Annotated in this window: 23 protein-coding genes and 1 pseudogene; 11 read left to right on the top strand and 13 right to left on the bottom strand. The window is 67.5% G+C overall.

The features are described from left to right. Positions 1-47: 47 nt before the first annotated feature. Complete coding sequence (locus NVU01S_RS33300) at positions 48-1,718, bottom strand: FAD-dependent oxidoreductase (protein ID WP_043674447.1); 1,671 nt, start codon at positions 1,716-1,718, stop codon at positions 48-50. A gap of 157 nt (positions 1,719-1,875) precedes the next feature. On the opposite strand from NVU01S_RS33300, the gene NVU01S_RS33295 reads away from it, so the two are divergent. Continuing rightward, on the top strand, positions 1,876-2,367 hold the full coding sequence (locus tag NVU01S_RS33295; protein ID WP_043674450.1) for a SixA phosphatase family protein: 492 nt from the start codon (positions 1,876-1,878) through the stop codon (positions 2,365-2,367). Between the two features lie 11 nt (positions 2,368-2,378). On the opposite strand, the gene NVU01S_RS33290 is transcribed toward NVU01S_RS33295, so the two are convergent. Further along, positions 2,379-2,582 carry a hypothetical protein gene (locus NVU01S_RS33290; RefSeq protein WP_014988455.1) on the bottom strand — a complete coding sequence of 68 codons (204 nt, stop codon included), beginning with the start codon at positions 2,580-2,582 and terminating at the stop codon, positions 2,379-2,381. A gap of 58 nt (positions 2,583-2,640) precedes the next feature. Between NVU01S_RS33290 and NVU01S_RS33285 the strand changes: the two genes are divergently transcribed. After that, a complete protein-coding gene (locus tag NVU01S_RS33285; RefSeq protein ID WP_014988456.1) occupies positions 2,641-3,009 on the top strand; it encodes a glyoxalase superfamily protein in 369 nt (122 codons plus the stop codon). A 16-nt stretch (positions 3,010-3,025) separates the two neighbouring features. Here NVU01S_RS33285 and NVU01S_RS33280 read toward each other — a convergent pair whose 3' ends face one another. Then, complete coding sequence (locus NVU01S_RS33280) at positions 3,026-3,601, bottom strand: Uma2 family endonuclease (RefSeq protein ID WP_043674455.1); 576 nt, start codon at positions 3,599-3,601, stop codon at positions 3,026-3,028. A 166-nt stretch (positions 3,602-3,767) separates the two neighbouring features. Here NVU01S_RS33280 and NVU01S_RS33275 point away from each other — a divergent pair, with 166 nt between their 5' ends. The 3 genes from NVU01S_RS33275 to NVU01S_RS44360 are packed head-to-tail and all read left to right on the top strand — an operon-like array spanning position 3,768 to position 5,547. Next, positions 3,768-4,214, top strand: a complete 447-nt coding sequence (locus NVU01S_RS33275) for a MerR family transcriptional regulator (protein ID WP_042265571.1) — start codon at positions 3,768-3,770, stop codon at positions 4,212-4,214. Beyond that, complete coding sequence (locus NVU01S_RS33270; RefSeq protein ID WP_043674461.1) at positions 4,211-5,227, top strand: aldo/keto reductase; 1,017 nt, start codon at positions 4,211-4,213, stop codon at positions 5,225-5,227. Before NVU01S_RS33275 ends, NVU01S_RS33270 begins: the two co-directional genes overlap by 4 nt. Before the next feature lie 29 nt (positions 5,228-5,256). Beyond that, positions 5,257-5,547 (top strand): putative quinol monooxygenase, encoded by a 291-nt coding sequence (locus tag NVU01S_RS44360; protein ID WP_042265474.1) that lies wholly within the window; start codon positions 5,257-5,259, stop codon positions 5,545-5,547. A 67-nt stretch (positions 5,548-5,614) separates the two neighbouring features. On the opposite strand, the gene NVU01S_RS44355 is transcribed toward NVU01S_RS44360, so the two are convergent. Continuing rightward, positions 5,615-5,785 carry a hypothetical protein gene (locus NVU01S_RS44355; protein ID WP_167829408.1) on the bottom strand — a complete coding sequence of 57 codons (171 nt, stop codon included), beginning with the start codon at positions 5,783-5,785 and terminating at the stop codon, positions 5,615-5,617. Positions 5,786-5,952: 167 nt separating this feature from the next. On the opposite strand from NVU01S_RS44355, the pseudogene NVU01S_RS45065 reads away from it, so the two are divergent. The 3 genes and pseudogenes from NVU01S_RS45065 to NVU01S_RS33255 form a co-directional block, all read left to right on the top strand. Then, positions 5,953-6,420, top strand: a pseudogene (locus tag NVU01S_RS45065) (carboxymuconolactone decarboxylase family protein); the annotation flags it as partial. A gap of 21 nt (positions 6,421-6,441) precedes the next feature. Next, positions 6,442-6,753, top strand: coding sequence for a GNAT family N-acetyltransferase (locus NVU01S_RS45060; RefSeq protein WP_244467348.1), 312 nt, complete (start codon positions 6,442-6,444; stop codon positions 6,751-6,753). Positions 6,754-6,826: 73 nt separating this feature from the next. Beyond that, positions 6,827-7,816, top strand: coding sequence for a pirin family protein (locus tag NVU01S_RS33255; RefSeq protein WP_043674468.1), 990 nt, complete (start codon positions 6,827-6,829; stop codon positions 7,814-7,816). Positions 7,817-7,834: 18 nt separating this feature from the next. On the opposite strand, the gene NVU01S_RS33250 is transcribed toward NVU01S_RS33255, so the two are convergent. Then, positions 7,835-8,206 (bottom strand): VOC family protein, encoded by a 372-nt coding sequence (locus NVU01S_RS33250; RefSeq protein ID WP_043674640.1) that lies wholly within the window; start codon positions 8,204-8,206, stop codon positions 7,835-7,837. 84 nt (positions 8,207-8,290) lie between these two features. Here NVU01S_RS33250 and NVU01S_RS33245 point away from each other — a divergent pair, with 84 nt between their 5' ends. Then, positions 8,291-8,761 (top strand): MarR family winged helix-turn-helix transcriptional regulator, encoded by a 471-nt coding sequence (locus NVU01S_RS33245; RefSeq protein ID WP_052280854.1) that lies wholly within the window; start codon positions 8,291-8,293, stop codon positions 8,759-8,761. 100 nt (positions 8,762-8,861) lie between these two features. Next, positions 8,862-9,503, top strand: coding sequence for a DUF8020 domain-containing protein (locus NVU01S_RS33240; RefSeq protein WP_043674471.1), 642 nt, complete (start codon positions 8,862-8,864; stop codon positions 9,501-9,503). A 16-nt stretch (positions 9,504-9,519) separates the two neighbouring features. On the opposite strand, the gene NVU01S_RS33235 is transcribed toward NVU01S_RS33240, so the two are convergent. Continuing rightward, complete coding sequence (locus tag NVU01S_RS33235) at positions 9,520-10,377, bottom strand: helix-turn-helix transcriptional regulator (RefSeq protein ID WP_043674475.1); 858 nt, start codon at positions 10,375-10,377, stop codon at positions 9,520-9,522. Between the two features lie 100 nt (positions 10,378-10,477). Here NVU01S_RS33235 and NVU01S_RS33230 point away from each other — a divergent pair, with 100 nt between their 5' ends. After that, a complete protein-coding gene (locus NVU01S_RS33230; protein ID WP_043674477.1) occupies positions 10,478-11,488 on the top strand; it encodes an aldo/keto reductase in 1,011 nt (336 codons plus the stop codon). 13 nt (positions 11,489-11,501) lie between these two features. On the opposite strand, the gene NVU01S_RS33225 is transcribed toward NVU01S_RS33230, so the two are convergent. From NVU01S_RS33225 to NVU01S_RS33200, 7 genes are all read right to left on the bottom strand, one after another. After that, on the bottom strand, positions 11,502-11,972 hold the full coding sequence (locus NVU01S_RS33225; protein WP_043674481.1) for a PaaI family thioesterase: 471 nt from the start codon (positions 11,970-11,972) through the stop codon (positions 11,502-11,504). Between the two features lie 115 nt (positions 11,973-12,087). Further along, positions 12,088-13,149 carry a glycerophosphodiester phosphodiesterase family protein gene (locus NVU01S_RS33220; RefSeq protein WP_043674483.1) on the bottom strand — a complete coding sequence of 354 codons (1,062 nt, stop codon included), beginning with the start codon at positions 13,147-13,149 and terminating at the stop codon, positions 12,088-12,090. 60 nt (positions 13,150-13,209) lie between these two features. Further along, the gene (locus NVU01S_RS33215) at positions 13,210-14,175 is read right to left on the bottom strand and encodes a zinc-binding dehydrogenase (protein ID WP_043674486.1); all 966 of its coding nucleotides are present in this window, start codon (positions 14,173-14,175) and stop codon (positions 13,210-13,212) included. 77 nt (positions 14,176-14,252) lie between these two features. Next, the gene (locus tag NVU01S_RS45295) at positions 14,253-14,384 is read right to left on the bottom strand and encodes a hypothetical protein (protein WP_280140789.1); all 132 of its coding nucleotides are present in this window, start codon (positions 14,382-14,384) and stop codon (positions 14,253-14,255) included. Positions 14,385-14,755: 371 nt separating this feature from the next. Continuing rightward, positions 14,756-15,280, bottom strand: coding sequence for a hypothetical protein (locus tag NVU01S_RS33210; protein WP_156161698.1), 525 nt, complete (start codon positions 15,278-15,280; stop codon positions 14,756-14,758). 208 nt (positions 15,281-15,488) lie between these two features. Next, positions 15,489-15,689, bottom strand: coding sequence for a hypothetical protein (locus tag NVU01S_RS33205; protein WP_043674492.1), 201 nt, complete (start codon positions 15,687-15,689; stop codon positions 15,489-15,491). A gap of 69 nt (positions 15,690-15,758) precedes the next feature. Continuing rightward, positions 15,759-19,712 (bottom strand): DNA-directed RNA polymerase subunit beta', encoded by a 3,954-nt coding sequence (locus tag NVU01S_RS33200; protein ID WP_014988478.1) that lies wholly within the window; start codon positions 19,710-19,712, stop codon positions 15,759-15,761. Between the last annotated feature and the right edge of the window lie 81 nt (positions 19,713-19,793).

Here is a 19,793-nt window from a genome sequence, read left to right as displayed (position 1 = left end):
AGCGGAAGCCGACCGAGCGCCGGGCGCCCGATCGGCCTCCCCGAGGCTCAGCCGCGCGCGGCCTTCAGCAGATCCGCCCGCGTGGTGAACTTGACCCGCGGCCGGCCCGCCGACTTGCCCGCGGCCCGTTCGGCCTGATCGATCGCCCGCCAGCCTTCCCGGTCCACCAGATCGGCCTGCCGCTCGCGCAGCAGCGATTTCAGCGCCGCCCGATCCGCTTCGGGCGCACCGAGCTTGCCCGCGGTGAAATCGGCGATGAGATGTTCGACGGTTTCCTCGGCGTCGACCCGGTTCGAGCCGATCACGCCGCGTGGACCCCGCTTGATCCAGCCGCTGACGTACACCCCCGGCACCGGGCTGCCGTCCGCCTCGAGCACCCGGCCGTGCTCGTTCGGCACGATGCCGCGCCGCTCGTCGAAGGGCAGGTCCGCCACCGGGGCGCCACGATAGCCGATCGAGCGCAGCACCAGACCGGTCTCGATGGTCTCGGTGCGATCGGTGGCCCGGGCCATCAATTCGCCGCTGTCGGCGAACAATTCGTTGTGCACGAACTCGATCGATTCGACCTTGCCGGTGCCGTGCAACGCCGTCGGCGAGGCCAGGTAGCGGAAGACGATCCGCTTGTTGCCCTCCTCGCGCGCACCGCCCGCGTACTCCTCGGCGAGGGTGTACTTGAGCTTCAGCGACGGTTCGATGTCCGGGTCGTCCAGCACCGCCTGGCTCGCGTGATCGAGCTCCAGATCGGCCGCGTCGACGACGACGTCGATGCCGTTGAGGTGGGCCAGCGCGAGAAACTCCGAGGACGTGTAGGCCGCCTGCAGCGGGCCGCGCCGGCCGAGCACCACGACCTCGCGAATAGTGCTGCGCCGCAGCGCGTCCAGGGCGTGATCGGCGATATCGGTCTTGGCCAGCTCGTCCGGGGACACGGTCAGCACCCGGGCCACGTCGAGTGCGACGTTGCCGTTGCCGACGATCACCGCCCGCTCGCCGGACAGGTCGAACTGCCGCTCGGCGTAATCGGGATGGCCGTTGTACCAGGCGACGAACTCGGTGGCCGAGTGGCTGCCCGGCAGTTCCTCGCCGGGCACGTCGAGGCGGCGATCGGTCGAGGCGCCCACCGCGTAGATCACCGCGTGGTGGTGGCGCAGCAGCTCCTCGTGCGTGACATGCGTGCCGACCTCGACATTGAGGTAGTACTGCAGCGTCTCGCGCCGGAACGCGGACTCGAACAGCCCCGACACCGTCTTGGTGCCCGGATGATCGGGCGCGACGCCACTGCGGACCAGCCCCCACGGGGTCGGCACCCGGTCGAACATCTCGATCTCCACGTCGGCCCGGCGCAGCAGCTCGTCGGCCGCGTAGCAGGCGGCGGGACCGGCGCCGACGATCGCGACCCGCAACGTGCCGAGATCCTTCGGCGGACGCGGCGGCGTGACGATCGGGTCGAAGTTGGATTCGAGCGGATGCCGTTCGAAGTACGCGGCATTGATATCGCGGTATCGGGCCAGCGACGCGGTCAGATCGTCCTCGGAGAAGATGGCCTCCACCGGGCACGCGTCTACACACGCCCCACAGTCGATACAGGTGTCGGGGTCGATGTAGAGCATCTCGGTGGTCGCGAACTCCGGTTGGTCCGGGGTCGGACGGATGCAATCGACTGGGCACTCGGAAACGCAGCTGGCGTCGTTGCAACAACGCTGCGTGATGACGTAGGCCATATTGTCAAGATCCTCGAAATGTACGTGGGCTGTAGGCCACCCGGTGGGCAGAGGTGGACAAAAACGGCACGTCGCGGAACCGTCGCGATGTGACGCCGCTTTCAGTTTGCCTCGAGTGTGGTCGAGGCCATGCGACCGGAGGCCTTACGGTATCTCCATGGTGCGGACTCTGATCCTCATGCGGCACGGAAAGTCGGCGTATCCCGACGGTGTCGGCGACCACGAACGCCCGCTCGCGCCGCGCGGGCAACGCGAAGCGGGATTGGCCGGCGATTGGTTGCGCCGGACCCAGCCGCCGATCGACGCGGTGCGCTGTTCCACCGCGACCCGGACCAGGCAGACGCTGACGGCCACCGGCGTCACCGCGCCGGTCGTCTACGAGGCGGGCATCTACGAGGCCTCGCCGCAGAGCCTGATCGAATTGGTCCAGCTCAGCGACGAGGCGGTCGCGACCCTGCTGGTGATCGGGCATGCGCCCGGAATGCCGTGGACGGCATGGGAGTTGGCGGGCAACCGCGGCTCGGCCCCGGCGATCGAACTCAGCCGGAAGTTCCCCACGTCGGCGCTCGCGGTGCTCGAGTTCGACCGGCCGTGGGCACAGATCGACCCGGGAGTAGGCGAACTGGTGCGCTTCCACATCCCGCGCTGAGCGGCGCGGGCTCAGCGGAGCAGCTTGCCGCCGACCACCACGACCGCGCCGAGCACGACCAGCAGCACGAAGGCGGCGAAGCCACCGACCAGCCACCACACGAGCGCGACCGCGAGCACCACCGGCGCGACCGCGATCGCGGTGATCACGGGGCTTTCCTTGACCGTCGCCCAGGCCGAACGGGCCCGGATCCGGTCGATGTCCTTACCTGGCATGTGACCAGGGTAGGCCCGATTCCAGGACTTTGTCGGACAGCGGTGCCATGCTCTGGCAATGGATTGGAAAATCGAGCTCATCGCGATCCCGGTCACCGACGTGGATCGCGCGAAGGACTTCTACACCAGCATCGGCTTCAACGCCGACCATGATCACCGGGTGGACGAGAACGTGCGTTTCGTCCAGCTCACCCCACCCGGCTCGGGCTGTTCCATCTGCATCGGCGAAGGGGTCACCGACGCGGCCCCCGGCAGCGTCGTCGGCATGCAGATCGTCGTCGCCGATGCCGAGGACGCCTACAAACAACTGACCGCCGCGGGCGTCGCCGCCACCCCGGTCGAAGAACTCGCCTGGGGCAAGTTCACCTACTTCGCCGACCCCGACGGCAACAAATGGGCCATCCAGGAACTCCCGAACTACGGCTGAAGCCCCGGGCCGGCGTTCAGCCGAGCTGCTTCAGGTCGATGGTCAACGGGCACGGCGACGACGTGGTGAAGGTGCCGGTCACCTCACCGTCGTCGACGTAGCCGAGTTCCTCGGTGAGCCGGAAGGCGACCAAGCTCAGCGGCTCGCTCAGGTCGATGATCCAGTACTGCGGGATGCCGGCGTCGGCGTACTCGCTCTTTTTCATGACGAAGTCGGTGCGCCGGGAGCCCGGCGAGATGATTTCGACGACGAGGCGGACGCCCGAGGCGCGCAGAACCCCGTTCTCGGCATCGACCCGGTCGAACTCCTCCCGGTCCACCACAACCAGATCCGGTCGGCGGACCGTGGCCGGTCCGTCCTCCGGAACGAGCTGCAAATCGACATCGACATCGGGCACGGCGACCAGGTGCGCCGGAAGCTGCGCATCTACCTGGCTGGATAGCCGCAAGCCCGCGAAGTTGTGGCGCGGTTTCGGCGACGGCGAAATGGCGAGAACCCCCTCTTGCAACTCGTGGCGAACCAGCTCGTCCTCATCGAGTGCCAAATAGTCGGCAATCGTCAGCAGCCGCCACGGTTCCGGAAGTGCCGTCACCCTCGCTCCTCAGCTCGCCCCACCCGGTCGGCTCCAGTGTCCCACGCAAAGTACCGGATCGACCGGAGGCTGTCGGGGGCTTCGGCAGAATGGGGGTTGCTTGGAGTGCACTCCAGGTGACTAGCGTCGACGGGGTTCAGACGGGAAGGCGAGTGTCGTGAGTGAAATGGCGCGCAGCGAACGGGACAGCGACTGGGAAACGCCGCGGTATTCGATCGGGGAGGTGTCCGAGCGGTCGGGACTGACCCGGGACACGCTGCGCTGGTACGAGCGGATCGGGCTGATGGACTACATCGGCCGCGATCACACCGGCAAGCGGCGGTTCAGCAACCGCGACCTGGAGTGGCTGACCCTGATCGGGCGGCTGCGCACCACCGGCATGTCGGTGGCGGACATGGTCCGGTACGCGGAGCTGGTGCGCGAGGGGGAATCCACGTTCCCCGAGCGACTGGCGATGTTCCGGAAAACGCGCGCCGAAGTACTCGCCAAGATCGATGAACTCCACCAGACCGTGGCCGTACTGGACTACAAGATCGACGTGTACGAGGGCAAAGCACAGCCCGTGCGCCCGGCCCCGGTCACCGCACAGGAGAGCGAAGGGATCAGGGTATGACCGGCAACACGCTGCCCACCACCACGTTGGGCGCCAGCGGGATCGAGGTCGGCGGGCAAGGGCTCGGCTGCATGGGGATCAGCGCCTTCTACGGCAGCACCGACACCGTGGAGGCACGGGCGATGCTGGACCACGCGCTCGAGCTCGGCGTCACGCTCTTCGACACGGCGGACGTGTACGGCGCCGGCCGCAACGAGGAATTCCTCAGCGAGTTCGTCCGGCGCAACCGCGAACGAGTGGTACTGGCAACGAAATTCGCGATCTACACCAAACCCGACGACCCGGCCTTCCGCGGAATCGACAACTCCCCCGCCTACATTCGGCGCGCGGTGGAGGCCAGCCTGCGCCGGCTCGGCATCGACACCATCGACCTCTACTACATGCATCGCCGCGATCCCGCCGTACCGATCGAGGAGACCGTCGGCGTGCTGGCCGAACTGGTCACGCAAGGCAAGGTCCGGGCGCTGGGCCTGTCCGAGGTGACCGGGCCGGAACTGCGCGCGGCGCACGCCGTGCACCCGATCGCGGCGATCCAGTCCGAATGGTCGGTGTTCTCCCGCGATGTCGAGCGGACGGCGGTGCCCGCGGCGGCGGAACTGGGCGTTACCTTCGTCCCGTACTCACCGCTGGGCCGCGGCTTCCTGGCCGGATCGTTCTCCTCCGCAACGGAATTGCCGGACGAGAAAGACTTCCGGCACACCATGCCCCGATTCACCGGCGACAACGCGGCGCACAACGTCGAGTTGCTGGCACCGCTGCGCCGGATCGCCGACGCGCGCGGGGTGACGCTGGCGCAGGTCGCGCTGGCGTGGGTGCACAGCAGGGCGGCGGTGCACGGCGTGCCGGTGGTCCCGATCCCGGGGACCCGCAAGCGGACTCGGCTGGCCGAGAACGTGGCCGCCGCTACCCTGGCCTTGAGCGAGGACGAATTGGCCACGCTGGACCCCATCGCCGACCGGGTAGCCGGAAATCGTTACGCGGACATGTCTTTCAGTTCCGCGGGCCGGGAATAGCAACAACCACAACAGATCAGGAGTACGACGTGTCCACCCTGACACTCAATGTCCGCTTCACCGCCAAGCCGGGCCGGGAGGCCGACCTGCGCGCGGTGCTGGAGAACCTGGTCGGGCCGACCGTCGCAGAGCCGGGCTGCCTGCGCTACGAGTTGTACCTGCATCCCACCGACCCGGCCAAGGCCGTGCTGCTGGAGGAGTGGGTCGACGCCGACGCGTTGGCGGCGCATTTCGAGACCCCGCACCTGAAGCAGGGCGCGGCCGCACTGGACGACATCCTGGTCGAACCGTTCCAGTTGCGGCGGTTCACCGAGATCTAGGTCCACGCCCAACCGGCGGCCCGGCGGCACCGATCGCGGTGTCGCCGGGCCGTTGTCGTACCCGGGCTCAGTGGAAGCTGCGCCCACCGAGCGACGCGCTGATCACCGCGGGCGGCGTCCAGCCCGCGAGGAGATTCGCCCGCTCCTGCGGGGTGAGATCCTGCCGGGCCCACAGGCGATGCGCGCTGCGGCGGCAGGCGGCGACCAGCGTGGGTGCGGTGCGGTTGCGGAACCTCATGGCTTTTCTCCTTCGACGAACTCCCCATTCTTGTGTCGGGCACCGACCCGCGGGAGGTCCGCGCGACGATCTCTACGAGTTCTGTACAGCGCCGTAAATATGTGCGGACCCCGGTCCGCTTGAGCATCACCCCACGGCACGTCCGACCCCGAAGGGGGCTAGCATCCATGAAGGTGAAGCCCGATCAACCGCATGACCGCGTCTGGATCGACAAGCAGACGCCCGGTGTGTATCGCACCCTCGTGAAGGTCGCCAACGAAGTGCGCGGCGCGGCCGCCGCGGCCGGCTTGGACCGCAAGCTCGTCGAGCTGATCAATATGCGCGTCTCCCAGCTCAACGGCTGCGCCGTCTGCCTGGACGTGCATCAGCGTGCCGCGCTCGCCGCGGGGAATACCGCACAGGAACTCGCGGTTCTGCCCGCGTGGGACCGCACGGATCTGTATTCACCGCTCGAACGGGCCGTCCTCCGGCTGGCCGAGGTCACCACGACGCTGCCGGACGAGGACACCGTGGACCGGGCGTACGCCGCGGCCCGCGAGGTCCTGACCGACGACCAGCTGTCCGTCGTCGTCTGGACGGCCACCACGATCGGCGCGTTCAATCGCGTGTCGATTCTCAGCAAGCACCCGGTACGCGCATCGAAGGAGAAGTCGACCATGACCACAGCCACTCCCGAAGCGAAGGTTGTCCGCAACGACGAGAAGCACCGCTACGAGGTGACCTACGGCGGCGAGCTCGCCGGGTTCGCCGAGTACGAGGAGCGCGGCGACGAGACGGTGTTCACCCACACCGAGATCGACGGCGCGTTCTCCGGCAAAGGGCTCGGCAGCGTCCTGGCCGAGCATGCCATCGAGGACACCGTCGAGCGGAAGCGGACGATCCGGCCGCTGTGCCCGTTCATCAAGGCCTACCTGGACAAGCACCCGCAGTACGACGCGCATGTCGTCGGCAAAGGGATCACCCGGTGAGTAGGCGCGACGCACGGACCGAGGACGCAATGTCGTCGGGAACGGCGCAGCCCAGCGTCCGCGAGGCGCGGCCGTGAGCGATCTGGAAGCTCATCCAGCGGAAGCGCTCTGCGAACCGGAGCCCGGCCCGGGCCCGGTCGCGGAGTTCTATCCCGCGCGCGAGGTGCCGCTCGGCGGCGTGCGCGGCGTATTCGTGGAACGCGTACTGCCGCAACGGGATCTGCCGACCGTGGGCGCGTGGTGTTTTCTCGATCATTTCGGCTCGCCCACGGTCACCACGACGGGTGCGTCCCCGGATATCGATCCGCACCCGCACATCGGCCTGCAAACCGTGACCTGGCCGTTCGACGGGAGGATCCGGCACCGCGACTCGGTGGGCTCCGATGTCGAGATCGAGCCGGGGCAGCTGAACCTGATGACCTCCGGGCGCGGCATCGCGCACTCCGAGTACGGTGTCCCGGGCGCGCCCACCGGACACGGTCTGCAGTTGTGGATCGCCTTGCCCGGCAATCGAACCGGGATCGCTCCGCATTTCGAGCAGCATCGTGCGCTACCGAGCTATCGGTCGGACGGCATCGAGGCGGTGGTGCTGATCGGCACGCTGGCGGGACTCACCTCACCGGCGACCGCGTACACGCCGATCGTCGGCGCGGATGTCCGGCTGACCGCGGGCGCCGAGGTCACCCTGCCCGTCGAGGCCGCCTTCGAGCACGCGGTGCTGGTGATCGAAGGCGAGGTGACGATCGACGGCAGCCCGTTGACGGCAGGACCACTGCTGTACCTCGGCACCGAACGGACCGAACTGACGCTGTCCAGCACGGCGGGCGCACATTTCGCGCTGATCGGCGGCGAACCGTTCGGCGAGGAACTCGTGATGTGGTGGAACTTCGTCGCGCGCAGTCACGACGAGATCGTCGCCGCCCGAAACGATTGGGAGAACCACGATCTCGGGCGGTTCGCCGATATCGCGGGCCACCCTCCGGACCAGCGCATTCCGGCCCCGCCGCTGCCCGCGCTGCATTTGAAGCCGCGCAAGCGCCGGATCGGCTCGGACCGCGGCTGATTCCGGCGCGGGCACCGGTCACGGTGCGGCGGTGAAGAATTCGTAGCTGTGGCCGTCCGGGGCGAGCACATAGACGCCCCGGCCGCCCGCGAGCCGGTTGACCGCCCGGTCCCAGCCGTGCTCGACGCCGGATCCGAAATCGACCTCGGGCTGCCGCGCGAGCCGCCGCAGCACCGCGTCGAAGGTGTCGTCGTCGACCAGGAAACCGTAGTGGCCGGGCACGACGGCGCCGCGGTCGTCGAAATCGAGGGTGAGGTCGTCGTTGACCCGCACCGGCGCGAAGGGACCGCCCTGCCCGCCTACCGTCAGACCGAGAAGATCGGCGAAAAACGTTGCGGCGGCGTGCCGGTCGGCAGCGGGGATGATCGTGTGGTTGAGGACTATGGTCACGGCTACCTCCGAGAAGTATGCGATATGCATATGAATATACATGCGATACGCATGCGACTGATAGCTGCGAGCTAGGCTGGGGGCATGAGCAGAAGGGCGATCGAACGCACCGGAAGCACCATCGACGGCGGGCCCGCGCTGTTCCGGCTGGTGCGATTCTGGTCCCGGCGCTGGATCAACCGGACCTCGGCGGACCTGCCCGAAGAATTGCGCAGCGCCCAGCACGTACAGGTGGTCGAGGCGGTCGCGGCGACCGTCGAACAGGGCGGTGAGGCCACCATCGGCACCGTGGCACATCAACTCGGCCTTGACCATTCGGGCGCGAGCCGGATGGTGCGCGATGCCACCGCGGCGGGCTACCTCTCCCGCACCGCCGCCGCGCACGACCGCCGCAAGACCTCCCTTGCGCTGACCGGCGACGGCGAGCAGTTGCTCACCGAAGCCCACGCCTGGCAACGCCAGGTCTTCGCCGACCTCACCGCGGACTGGGACGACGCCGACCGCAAGCGATTCGCCGGCTATCTGCGCAGGCTCAGCGAGCAGCTACCGCGCTGAACCGAGTTACGTTGCGCTCGAGGCCCTTCAGCTACGGGACCGCAGCGGGTATCGTGCCCGATCGAACACCGCGCAGGGGGCAGCGCCAGAAAAGAGCACGATGAGCATCTCCAGAATCTCCGCGACAATCTCCGCGACGACACTGTCGGCCATGGTGGCCACCGTCCTCACCGCGGGCACCGTCCACGCACTTCCCGCCGACGCACCCGACGGACCGCTCGATGTGCGCGGCACCTTCCACGACATCGCCTACCAGGTCGCGGCGTCCCCGGACCGGCGGGCCGCCGTCACGACCATCGCGGACGGCCGTTTCGACGTGATCCACGACGGACGGGTGGTCACACTCAGCGATCGCGACGGCAATGTCGTTGCCGCGCTGCCGATGGCGCTGCGCGTCGGCGACCGGCGGGTCGAACTGCGGCCGGTGGTCGAGGACGCCGGGCACCGCCTCGTGATCGACCCGGTCGGCCTGTCGGACGTGCCGCTGCGCGATGTCAGCGCCCAGGAGCGGTTCTTCGCCGAGGTCGAGAAGAACATGCCGATCGTGTTGGCGGGCGCGGGAATCGGCGCCGCGGTCGGCTTCGTGCTCGGCTTCCCGCTCGGCCTCTTCGTGCTCGACTTCATCACGGTGCCGATCACGACGGTGCTCGGCGCCGCGATCGGCGCGGCGGCGGGCCTGGCCATGGCAGGCGGCCAGCCCGCGATCGACGCGGCGATGGACTACGTCTCCGGCGCACCCTGAACCACCGCAAGCACCGTCAGAGCGCGGTATCCGGGAGTTCGGCGAGTTGCTGGGTGCCGATGACCCGCAGCAGGTCCAGTTTGTCGGCGGCGTCGGTACCGGGACACGGCAGGTAGACCAGGAGCCGTTGCGCGGCATTGGGCGTGAGCAGTGTTTCGCAGACCGTTTCGATCAGACCCACCTGCGGATGCAGGATGCGCTTGGTATCCGAAAGACGGACCGCCACTTCGTGTTCGTCCCACAGCCGATCGAATTCTGTGCTCGCCGAACGTAAGACGGCGATGAACTCGGCGACATCGGCGTCGCCCGCCCGGCGGGCGGCGGTCGCGCGCAGATCGGCGACATGTTTACGACTCAGCCGATCCCAGTCCTGCGCCGGGAACACGGAGCGCGAATCGGGATCGGTGAACCAGCGGTAGGCGTAGTACCGATCCCACCCCTTGCGCGTGCCGTGGTCGCCGACCAGCAGGGTGTGCATACGGTTCTGCACCAGCACCTCGCCGAGATCGGTCACCACGGTGGCGGCCGTGTCGTCCAGTTTCGCCAGCAGATGCATCAGGCCGGGACCGACATGCCTGTCGTGCTGCTCGCGCGACGGCGCGGCGTGACCGCACAGGTGGTAGAGGTGGTCGCGTTCGTCGCTGCTGTAGCGCAGGGCGCGAGCCAGCGCCGCCAGCACCTGGGTGGACGGCCGCGGCCCCCGCGCTTGCTCCAACCGGGTGTAGTAGTCCGTGGACATGCCAGCAAGCATCGCGACTTCGTCCCGGCGCAGGCCGGGTGTGCGCCGCCGGACACCGGGTGGCAAACCCACCTCCGCGGGCGTCAGCTGCTCACGGCGGCGGCGCAAAAAGTCGGCGAGCTCGGTGCGGTCCATGCCACCACTGTCCCCCGAAACGGCGGGCGCAGCCAGGGATCGGCGATCCCCCGATCGCCCGTCTCTGGTGCGCATCGGGCGGTAGGTTCAGGCTGGTGCCATGACGGCAACGAAGATTCCCACAGTTCAGCTCGGTGCGACCGGCCCCACCGTGAGCCGGATCGGGCTCGGCGCGATGGGCATGTCCGGTATGTACGGCGCCACCGACGACGCCGAGTCCACCGCCACCATCCACGCCGCGCTCGATGCGGGCGCGAACCTGATCGACACCGGCGACTTCTACGGCGCGGGCCACAACGAGCTACTGATCGGCAAGGCTATCGCGGCGCGGCCGCGCGAGGACATCGTGCTCAGCGTGAAGTTCGGCGGGCTGCGCGGACCGGGCGGCACCTGGGGCGGGGTGGACACCCGGCCCGCGGCCCTGCGCAACTTCCTGACCTACAGTCTGCAGCGACTCGGCGTCGACTACGTCGACATCTATCGTCCCGCTCGCCTGGACCCGAACGTACCGATCGAGGACACGGTCGGTGCGATCGGCGAACTCATCGAGGCCGGCTATGTCCGGCAGGTGGGACTGTCCGAGGTCGGCGCGGACACCATCCGCCGGGCCGCCGCCGTACACCCGATCGCCGACCTGCAAATCGAGTACTCGCTGATCTCGCGGGGCATCGAAGCGGAGATCCTGCCGGTCTGCCGGGAATTGGGCATCGGCGTCACCGCCTACGGTGTGCTGTCGCGCGGGCTGCTGAGCAACTCGGTACAGGCCGGAACCACCTTCGCGGCCAACGATTTCCGAGCGCACAGCCCGCGGTTCCAGGGCGAAAACCTCGACCGGAACCTGGAACTGGTGGCCGCGCTCGCCGAGATCGCCACAGCCAAAAAGGTTTCGGTGGCTCAGCTGGCCATCGCCTGGGTGCTGACCCGCGGCGCGGACATCGTGCCGATCATCGGCGCGCGGCGTCGTGAACGCTGGACCGAGGCCGTCGGCGCACTCGAGATCTCGCTCACGGCGGACGAGCTGGCCACCATCGAGGCCGCCGTGCCCGGCGATCGGATCGCGGGTACCCGTTATGCGCCGGAACAGATGGCCATGCTGGACAGCGAGCGGTGAGTGCGCCCGCCGACTACTGGCGGCGCGGCCGGATCACCGCGGTGAATGCCGCTGTGGCGACGGACTTTCCGGAGGTGTCGGTGATGTTCACCGGCACCTCCAGCTCGATCGCCACCTTGGCGGCGATCTCCGCGCGCACCCGCTGCAAGGTATCGCCGGAGACTTCGGAGGTGGCGAGAAACGGTCCCGCATCGCCTTTGGCGCGGGCCCGGTATTCGATCCGCCCATCCCTGGCCACGATGAAGGTCTCGCCCATCAGGTCGACGATCCCGGACACCGACGCGCCCATCGCCGCGGTCTCGGCCAGCCCGAACAGCACCGCGGCATGCAAGTCCCCGTTGTGGTTCAGATGCTCCGCCCGCGGCACCATCCGCACCACGTTGCGACCGGCATCGAACTCGACGCCTTCGATCCCCGTGAACTGGATGAACCCCAGCTTCTGGAATCCCGCCATCACCAACTCCCCCATGGCCGCGCTGTCCATCGCATCTCCCGCCGAACTCCAGAACTGAAACGTGTTCTATTTACATACTCCGGCGGGGTGGGCGTTGTCTACGGTGTAGCGGGATTGTCTACGACGTAGTTTCGCCGCGTACCGGTTACCGGTGCCGCGGCGTCGGCAGTTCGCAACCGCGTTCGGCGAGGATGGTGCGCAACAGGTCCGGGCGGTTGGTGATCAGGCCGTCTGTGCCGAGGTCCAGCAGGGCCGTCATGGTCGGCCGGTCGTCCACCGTCCACGGAATGACACGCATGCCGTGCCGGTGTGCGGCGTCGACCAGGTCGGCGGTGGTGAACGGCCGGTAGGCCGGATCATCGATACTGCCGTTCTGCGGGTCGCCGTGCACCGGTGACACCGCATCGGCGCCGAAAGATGCTGCGGCGGCGACATACTGCTGCTGCAGCGAGCCCGGGAAGTCGTCGATATCCAGGCCGCCCAACCACGGCGAGGCGCCCGGCTGCCCCGCCTGCAGGAACTGCTGACCGTTCGTCAGGGCGACGAGCGGCAGCTCGGGGGCCACCTCGCGCATGCGCATCAGCGCGCCCCAGTCGAAACTCTGGATGGTGACCTGGCTTTCGATGTGCGCGCGGTGCACCTCCGCCGCGACGACCTGAACGAACTGCTCACGCGGAGCGGTCTGCTCCGGCGCGCCCGCCTCCACCTTCGTCTCGATGTTCAACCGCACATCGTCGGCGTGATAGCTGCGCACCAGGTCGAAAACCTCGGAAAGCAAAGGCATGCGCGCGCCCGGCGCGGTGCGCTGCTCCGGGAAAGCGGCCGAACGCTGTGTGCCGCAGTCGATCGTCCGTACCTGCGCCAAGGTCAGGTCACGGATGTATCTGGTGCCGGGCACATACGGGAACTTCGGGTCACCGAGAAAGGCGGGGAAAGTGTCGATGCATTTGTCCGGGTTGGGATCTCGATCGTGGGTCACCACCGGGTAACCGTCCGCGGTGATCTGCACATCCAGTTCCAGGGTGCTGACGCCGAGTTCCAGCGCGTTCGCGAAAGCGGGCAGGGTGTTCTCCACGACCAGGGCCGCACCACCCCGGTGCGCCTGCAGGTCGAACTGGCGACCGGGGCCGTCGGCGGCGGCCGGGCCTGCCGCCGACACGCCGGTGCACAGGGCCAGCACCACCGATACCGCACACACATGCCGCATCCGTCCATCATGGCCGTCGCCGGCCACACCGCGGTGACAACGGGATGAATCTCTGGCCGGTCAGGGCTCGAGTACCACCTTGCCGGTCGTCGCCCGCTGCTCGAGCGCGGCATGCGCGGCGGCGGCTCGGGCCAGCGGGAAGGCTTGCACCGCAGGCACCATGCGTCCTTGCACCGCGGCGGCCAGGGCGCGTTCCTCCTCGGCGCGGACCGGCCGAGGCTCGGCCAGCATCGACGCCAACGCATCGATGTAGGAAATGCCCTGTTCCCGAAGCTTTTCCACGTCGGGCGCGAAGTCCCCGCGGGACGCATTGCCGTAGGTCAGGTAGCGACCGCCGGTACTGAGCAGATCTATTGCCGCCCGGCCTTTTTCACCTTGCACGCCGTCGAGGACGACCGTCACGCCGCCGACCACCCGCCGGACTTCGTCGAGCCAGCCCGGCTCGTTGTAGTCCACCGCCAGATCGGCGCCGAGTGCGGCTACCGCGGCGACCTTCGCCGCACCGCCCGCCGCGCCGACGACTCGGGCGCCGACAGTGCGCGCATGCTGCACGAGCAGCCTGCCGATCCCGCCCGCCGCCGAATGCACCAGCACCACATCATCAGCGGTGAGTTCGGCGATATCGAGCACTTCGACCGTGGTGGTACCGGTGACGATCATGGCGACCGCCGCCGCGAAATCGAGCGCGGCCGGAATCCGGTGCAGCATCGCCACTTCCGCGACTGTCAGCTCGGCGTACCCGCCCGACGCGCTCCGCGACGTCACCACCGCGACGCCGACCCAGTCGGCGGCGACGCCCGGGCCGACGGATTCGACGACCCCGGCCACCTCGCCACCGAAGACTGCGGGCAATTGCGGCAGCGGCGGGCCGATCGGAAGACCCTCGCGCATCACCGTTTCGATCAGATGCACGCCGGCCGCGCGCACCTCGATACGCACCTGTCCCGGGCCGGGAATCGGGTCCGGGACCGTCTCATAGCGCAGATTCTCCGCGGGACCGAAAGCGTGTAGGACTACGGCGTGCACGATGCCTCCTCGGCAGTTCGACTATTCTCCGAGGACAGCGTGCAACCTGAACATTAGTTAATGTCAATGACGCGGGATCAGTCCCGATCCCGATCCGCCGCGCGCTCCGGATAGTCGTCGCCCCGGTCGCGCACGTCGTCCCAGACCGCGAGCACCACGATGCCCGCCAACAGCAGCGGGCCGAGCACCGCCGCGACAATGCATTCCATGACCCGCCCGCTCAGGACGGTCCGCCAGGCCTTCTCGATAGCTCCGGTAGGGCGGCAGCAGAGCTCGCCCCCTTCCGACCGTAACCCCGCGCGATCGCGAGGTGCTGCGTGGTGAGGTCACCGAGATCGAAGATCTGGTGGTCGGTCATGAAGCGGCTCGCTTTCAGCAACGGAGGGAACACATTTCGGCTGAGGACACCAGCCGCAGTACCCGCCCACCCACAGCCAAACCCCATCAGCTGAAAATATTCTCACAGAAACTATTCCCCCCGAAGTAAACTTCTGGTCACGCTTCAGCCACTACCGAGTCCCGCCGGACGGGCTGCGCAATCCCTTCATCTCCCCATGCCCGACGTCCTGGTGGGACTGATTCAGAGCTCTTCGCCGGGCGGGAGGGTGGGGTCGGGGTGGGAGATGAAGGGGACGAGCCATTCGAGGCGGGGGCGGGTGGAGGCGTCGTATTCGAGGTAGACGGCCTGGTGGTAGTCGAATTGTTCGAGGAAGCCCTGGAGTTTGCGGTAGGCGGATGCACGGTGCGGCGTTGTGCCGCCGCTCTTTTCGGCTTCCAGGACGAGCAGGCGGTGGTCGGGGCCGCCGCCGCGCGGGTCGTGCACGATCAGGTTCGGGTAGACGTGTTCGGCGCGGGCATCCGGCACGCGCAGGTAGCGCTCCCGGATGACCTGCAACCCGCGCTCGTGGAAGAGGTTGTAGTCGACGTCGGCCCGCCACAACCCGGGCCACGTCTCCAGCCGTAGGTTGAGCGCTGTGGCGATGTGCGCCACCACCGTTCGCGCGTGCGCCCCGTTCTCGATCAGATCAGGACAGTTCTTCCACACCGACCGAATCGCGTCCCGCACGACCTCGCGAACGACATCGTCGGCCACCGGAGCCGTCATCCCGCAGATCATGCCACCAGATCAGGTGCCGAAGTACCCGATCTCGCCGACCACCTGGATTACGGCGAAAAGGTCAGGGTGCCTTATGGCAAAACATTGATGAAGTCGAGCCCTGCTGTGTGTACTGCGCGAAAGTGGTTATCGGCGGTGGCTATGTCCTGGACGCCGAGTCGTTCTGCGACGAGAACGTTGGCATCGACGATCAGCGTCACTGCGCCTCGTAGAGTTCGTCGTCCATCCTGTCGCTGAGGTCTTCCGGGCCGTCGAACGACGGCAGGGCCGCGAGACGATCGCTCGCCCCGCCGCTGACCAGCCGTAGCAGTGCCTCGCGCGCCGCTGGTGCAGCATCGGGCCGTAATTGTTCGACCAGTCGATGCAGCTCAGGGTAATGATCGTAGGCCACGCTCATACCGCAAGAATACCGTGGAACGCGAACCGGCCCGCTCCAGACTGGAGCGGGCCGGTCGTATGTACCGGACTAGCGGTAGTCGCTGAAACCGTAGTCGTCGAGCGGGACTGCGGCGCCGGTGGTTTGACCGAAGCTGTCCGGGCTGTAGTAGGTGTCGTCGTAGGACGGCACCGCGTACGCGGCGGCGCGGGCTTCTTCGGTCGGCTGCACCTGGATGTTGCGGTACCGGTTGATGCCGGTACCGGCCGGGATCAGCTTACCGATGATCACGTTCTCCTTGAGGCCGATGAGCTTGTCGGAGCGGCAGTTGATCGCCGCGTCCGTCAGAACTCGAGTGGTCTCCTGGAAGGACGCCGCCGACAGCCACGAATCGGTCGCGAGCGACGCCTTCGTGATACCCATCAGCACCGGGCGGCCGGCCGCGGGCTCGTTGCCCTCGGCGACGACGCGACGGTTGGAGGCCTCGAACTCGGAACGCTCGGTGAGCGAACCGGGCAGGAACTCCGTGGCACCCGAATCGATGATCGTCACGCGACGCAGCATCTGGCGCACGATGACCTCGATGTGCTTGTCGTGGATCGACACACCCTGCGAGCGGTAGACCTCCTGGACCTCGTGGACCAGGTGGATCTGCACCTGACGGGGACCCATGATGCGCAGCACCTCGTGCGGATCCGCCGCGCCTTCCAGCAGCTGCTGGCCGACCTCGACGTGGTCGCCGTCGGAGAGCAGACGCTCGGTGCCGTCGTCGTGCTTGAAGACACGCAGCCGCTGCCGCTTCGAGAGCTTGTCGTAGACAACCTCTTCGCCACCGTCATCCGGGATGATGGTGATCTTGTAGAAGCGATCGTCGTCCTCGAGCCGCACCCGGCCGGAGACCTCCGCGATGGGCGCCTTGCCCTTCGGCACACGAGCCTCGAAGAGCTCCTGCACCCGGGGCAGACCGCCGGTGATGTCATCGCCCGCGACACCACCCTGGTGGAAGGTACGCATGGTCAGCTGGGTACCGGGCTCACCGATGGACTGTGCGGCGACGATACCGACGGCCTCACCGATGTCGACCAGCTTGCCGGTCGCCATGGAGCGGCCGTAGCAGGTCGCACACACGCCGGTGCCGGTGGTGCAGGTCAGCACGGAGCGGACCTTCACCTCGGTGATACCCGCGTCGAGCAGCGCCTCGATGGCCGGGTCGCCGAGGTCGGCACCCTTGCCGACGACGACGTTGCCGTTGGCGTCGACCGCGTCGGACGCGAGCGTCCGGGCGTAGGCACTGGTCTCGACGTGCGCGTCGCGGATGATGGTGCCGTCCGGCTGCTTCTCCGCGATCGGCACCACGATGCCGCGCTCGGTGGCGCAGTCGTGCTCGCGCACGATCACGTCCTGCGAGACGTCCACCAGACGACGGGTCAGGTAACCCGAGTCGGCGGTACGCAGCGCGGTGTCGGCCAGACCCTTACGCGCGCCGTGGGTGTTGATGAAGTACTCCAGCACCGTCAGGCCCTCACGGAAGGAGGACTTGATCGGCCGCGGGATGAACTCACCCTTCGGGTTCGTCACCAGGCCCTTCATACCGGCGAGGGTACGAGTCTGGGTGAAGTTACCGGTGGCGCCCGAGTCGACGATCGTGATGATCGGGTTGTCGGCCGGGTAGTGCGCCCGCAGCGCGCGACCGACTTCTTCGGTCGCTTCCTGCCAGATCTTCACCAGGGCGTTGTTGCGCTCCTGGTGATCGAGCGCACCACGCTGGTACTTCTTCTCGATCTGGTCGGACTGCGCCTCGTAGCGCTCCATGATCTCGGTCTTCTCCGGCGGCACGAGCACGTCGGACATGGAGACCGTCACGCCGGAACGGGTGGCCCAGTAGAAGCCCGCGTCCTTCAGCTTGTCGACGGTCTGCGCGACCACGATCATCGGGTAGCGCTCGGCCAGATCGTTGATGATCGTGGCCTGACGCTTCTTCGGCATCTGCTCGTTGATGAACGCGTAGTCCGCCGGGAGCAGCTCGTTGAAGAGCACGCGACCGAGGGTGGTCTCCGCGATCCACGCGTCACCGCGCTGCCAGCCCTGCGGGAACAGCGCCGTCTCGATGTCCTTCGGCGGGCGCTGCTCGGTGAGCCGCACCTTGATCAGCGAACGCACGGTGAGCTCACCGCGGTCCACCGCCATCTGCGCCTCGGCGGGCGAGGAGTACACGCCGAACTCGGCGGAATCCTTTGCGGCCGGCTTGTATTCGCCCTTGCCACCCTCTTCGAGGCGGGTCAGGTAGAACAGGCCGGTCACCATGTCCAGACGCGGCATGGCCAGCGGGCGACCCGAGGCCGGCGACAGGATGTTGTTCGAGGACAGCATCAGGATGCGGGCCTCGGCCTGCGCCTCCGCGGACAGCGGCAGGTGCACGGCCATCTGGTCACCGTCGAAGTCGGCGTTGAACGCTTCACAGACGAGCGGGTGCAGCTGGATCGCCTTACCCTCGACGAGCTGCGGCTCGAACGCCTGGATGCCGAGGCGGTGCAGGGTGGGCGCGCGGTTCAGCAGCACCGGGTGCTCGGCGATGACCTCTTCGAGGACATCCCACACCTGGGGACGCTGCCGCTCGACCATCCGCTTGGCGGACTTGATGTTCTGCGCGTGGTTCAGGTCGACCAGGCGCTTCATCACGAACGGCTTGAACAGCTCCAGCGCCATCAGCTTGGGCAGACCGCACTGGTGCAGCTTCAGCTGCGGGCCGACGACGATGACCGAACGGCCCGAGTAGTCGACGCGCTTGCCGAGCAGGTTCTGGCGGAACCGGCCCTGCTTGCCCTTGAGCAGATCGCTCAGCGACTTCAGCGGGCGGTTACCCGGTCCGGTGACCGGGCGGCCGCGGCGGCCGTTGTCGAACAGCGCGTCCACGGACTCCTGCAGCATCCGCTTCTCGTTGTTGACGATGATCTCGGGCGCACCCAGATCGATCAGTCGCTTGAGGCGGTTGTTGCGGTTGATCACGCGGCGGTACAGGTCGTTCAGGTCGGAGGTGGCGAAGCGGCCACCGTCGAGCTGAACCATCGGGCGCAGCTCCGGCGGGATCACCGGAACAGCGTCGAGCACCATGCCCATCGGCGAGTTGCCGTTGGTCTGGAACGCCGCGACGACCTTGAGCCGCTTGAGCGCACGCAGCTTCTTCTGGCCCTTGCCGCTGCGGATGGTCTCCCGCAGGTTCTCGGCCTCGGCGTCGATGTCGAAGTTCTCCATCAGCTTCTGGATGGACTCCGCACCCATGGCGCCGGTGAAGTACTCGCCGTAGCGGTCGATCAGCTCGCGGTAGAGCACCTCGTCGACGATGAGCTGCTTCGGGGCCAGCTTGGTGAAGGTGGTCCAGATCTCGTCGAGCCGGTCCAGCTCACGCTGGGCCCGGTCGCGCAGCTGACGCATCTCGCGCTCGCCGCCGTCCTTGACCTTGCGGCGCACGTCGGACTTGGCACCCTCGGCCTCGAGCTCGGCCAGGTCGGCCTCGAGCTTCTGGGCGCGGGCCTCCAGGTCGGCGTCACGCTGATCGGCGACGGCCTTCTTCTCGACCTCCATCTCGGCTTCGAGGGTGCTGAGCTCGTTGTGGCGCAGCTCCTCGTCGACCCCGACGATGACGTAGGCGGCGAAGTAGATGATCTTTTCCAGATCCTTCGGCGCCAGGTCGAGCAGGTACCCGAGGCGCGAAGGCACGCCCTTGAAGTACCAGATGTGGGTGACCGGGGCGGCCAGCTCGATGTGGCCCATCCGCTCACGGCGCACCTTCGCACGGGTCACCTCGACGCCACAGCGCTCACAGATGATGCCCTTGAAGCGCACGCGCTTGTACTTGCCGCAGTAGCACTCCCAGTCCCGGGTGGGACCGAAGATCTTCTCGCAGAACAAGCCGTCCTTCTCCGGCTTGAGCGTGCGGTAGTTGATGGTCTCCGGCTTCTTCACCTCGCCGAAGGACCACTGGCGAATGTCGTCGGCGGTGGCCAGGCCGATCCGGAGTTCATCGAAGAAGTTGACGTCTAGCACGTAACTTCCTTTCCCCTGTAAGGGTCGAATTCGAGCAAAAAGTTCACTAGTTGGTGGAACGCGGGGTGCGAATGTCGTTAG

The organism is Nocardia vulneris (assembly GCF_001613425.1).
GTDB lineage: Bacteria > Actinomycetota > Actinomycetes > Mycobacteriales > Mycobacteriaceae > Nocardia > Nocardia vulneris.
This window is presented reverse-complemented; position numbering and strand designations above follow the sequence as displayed.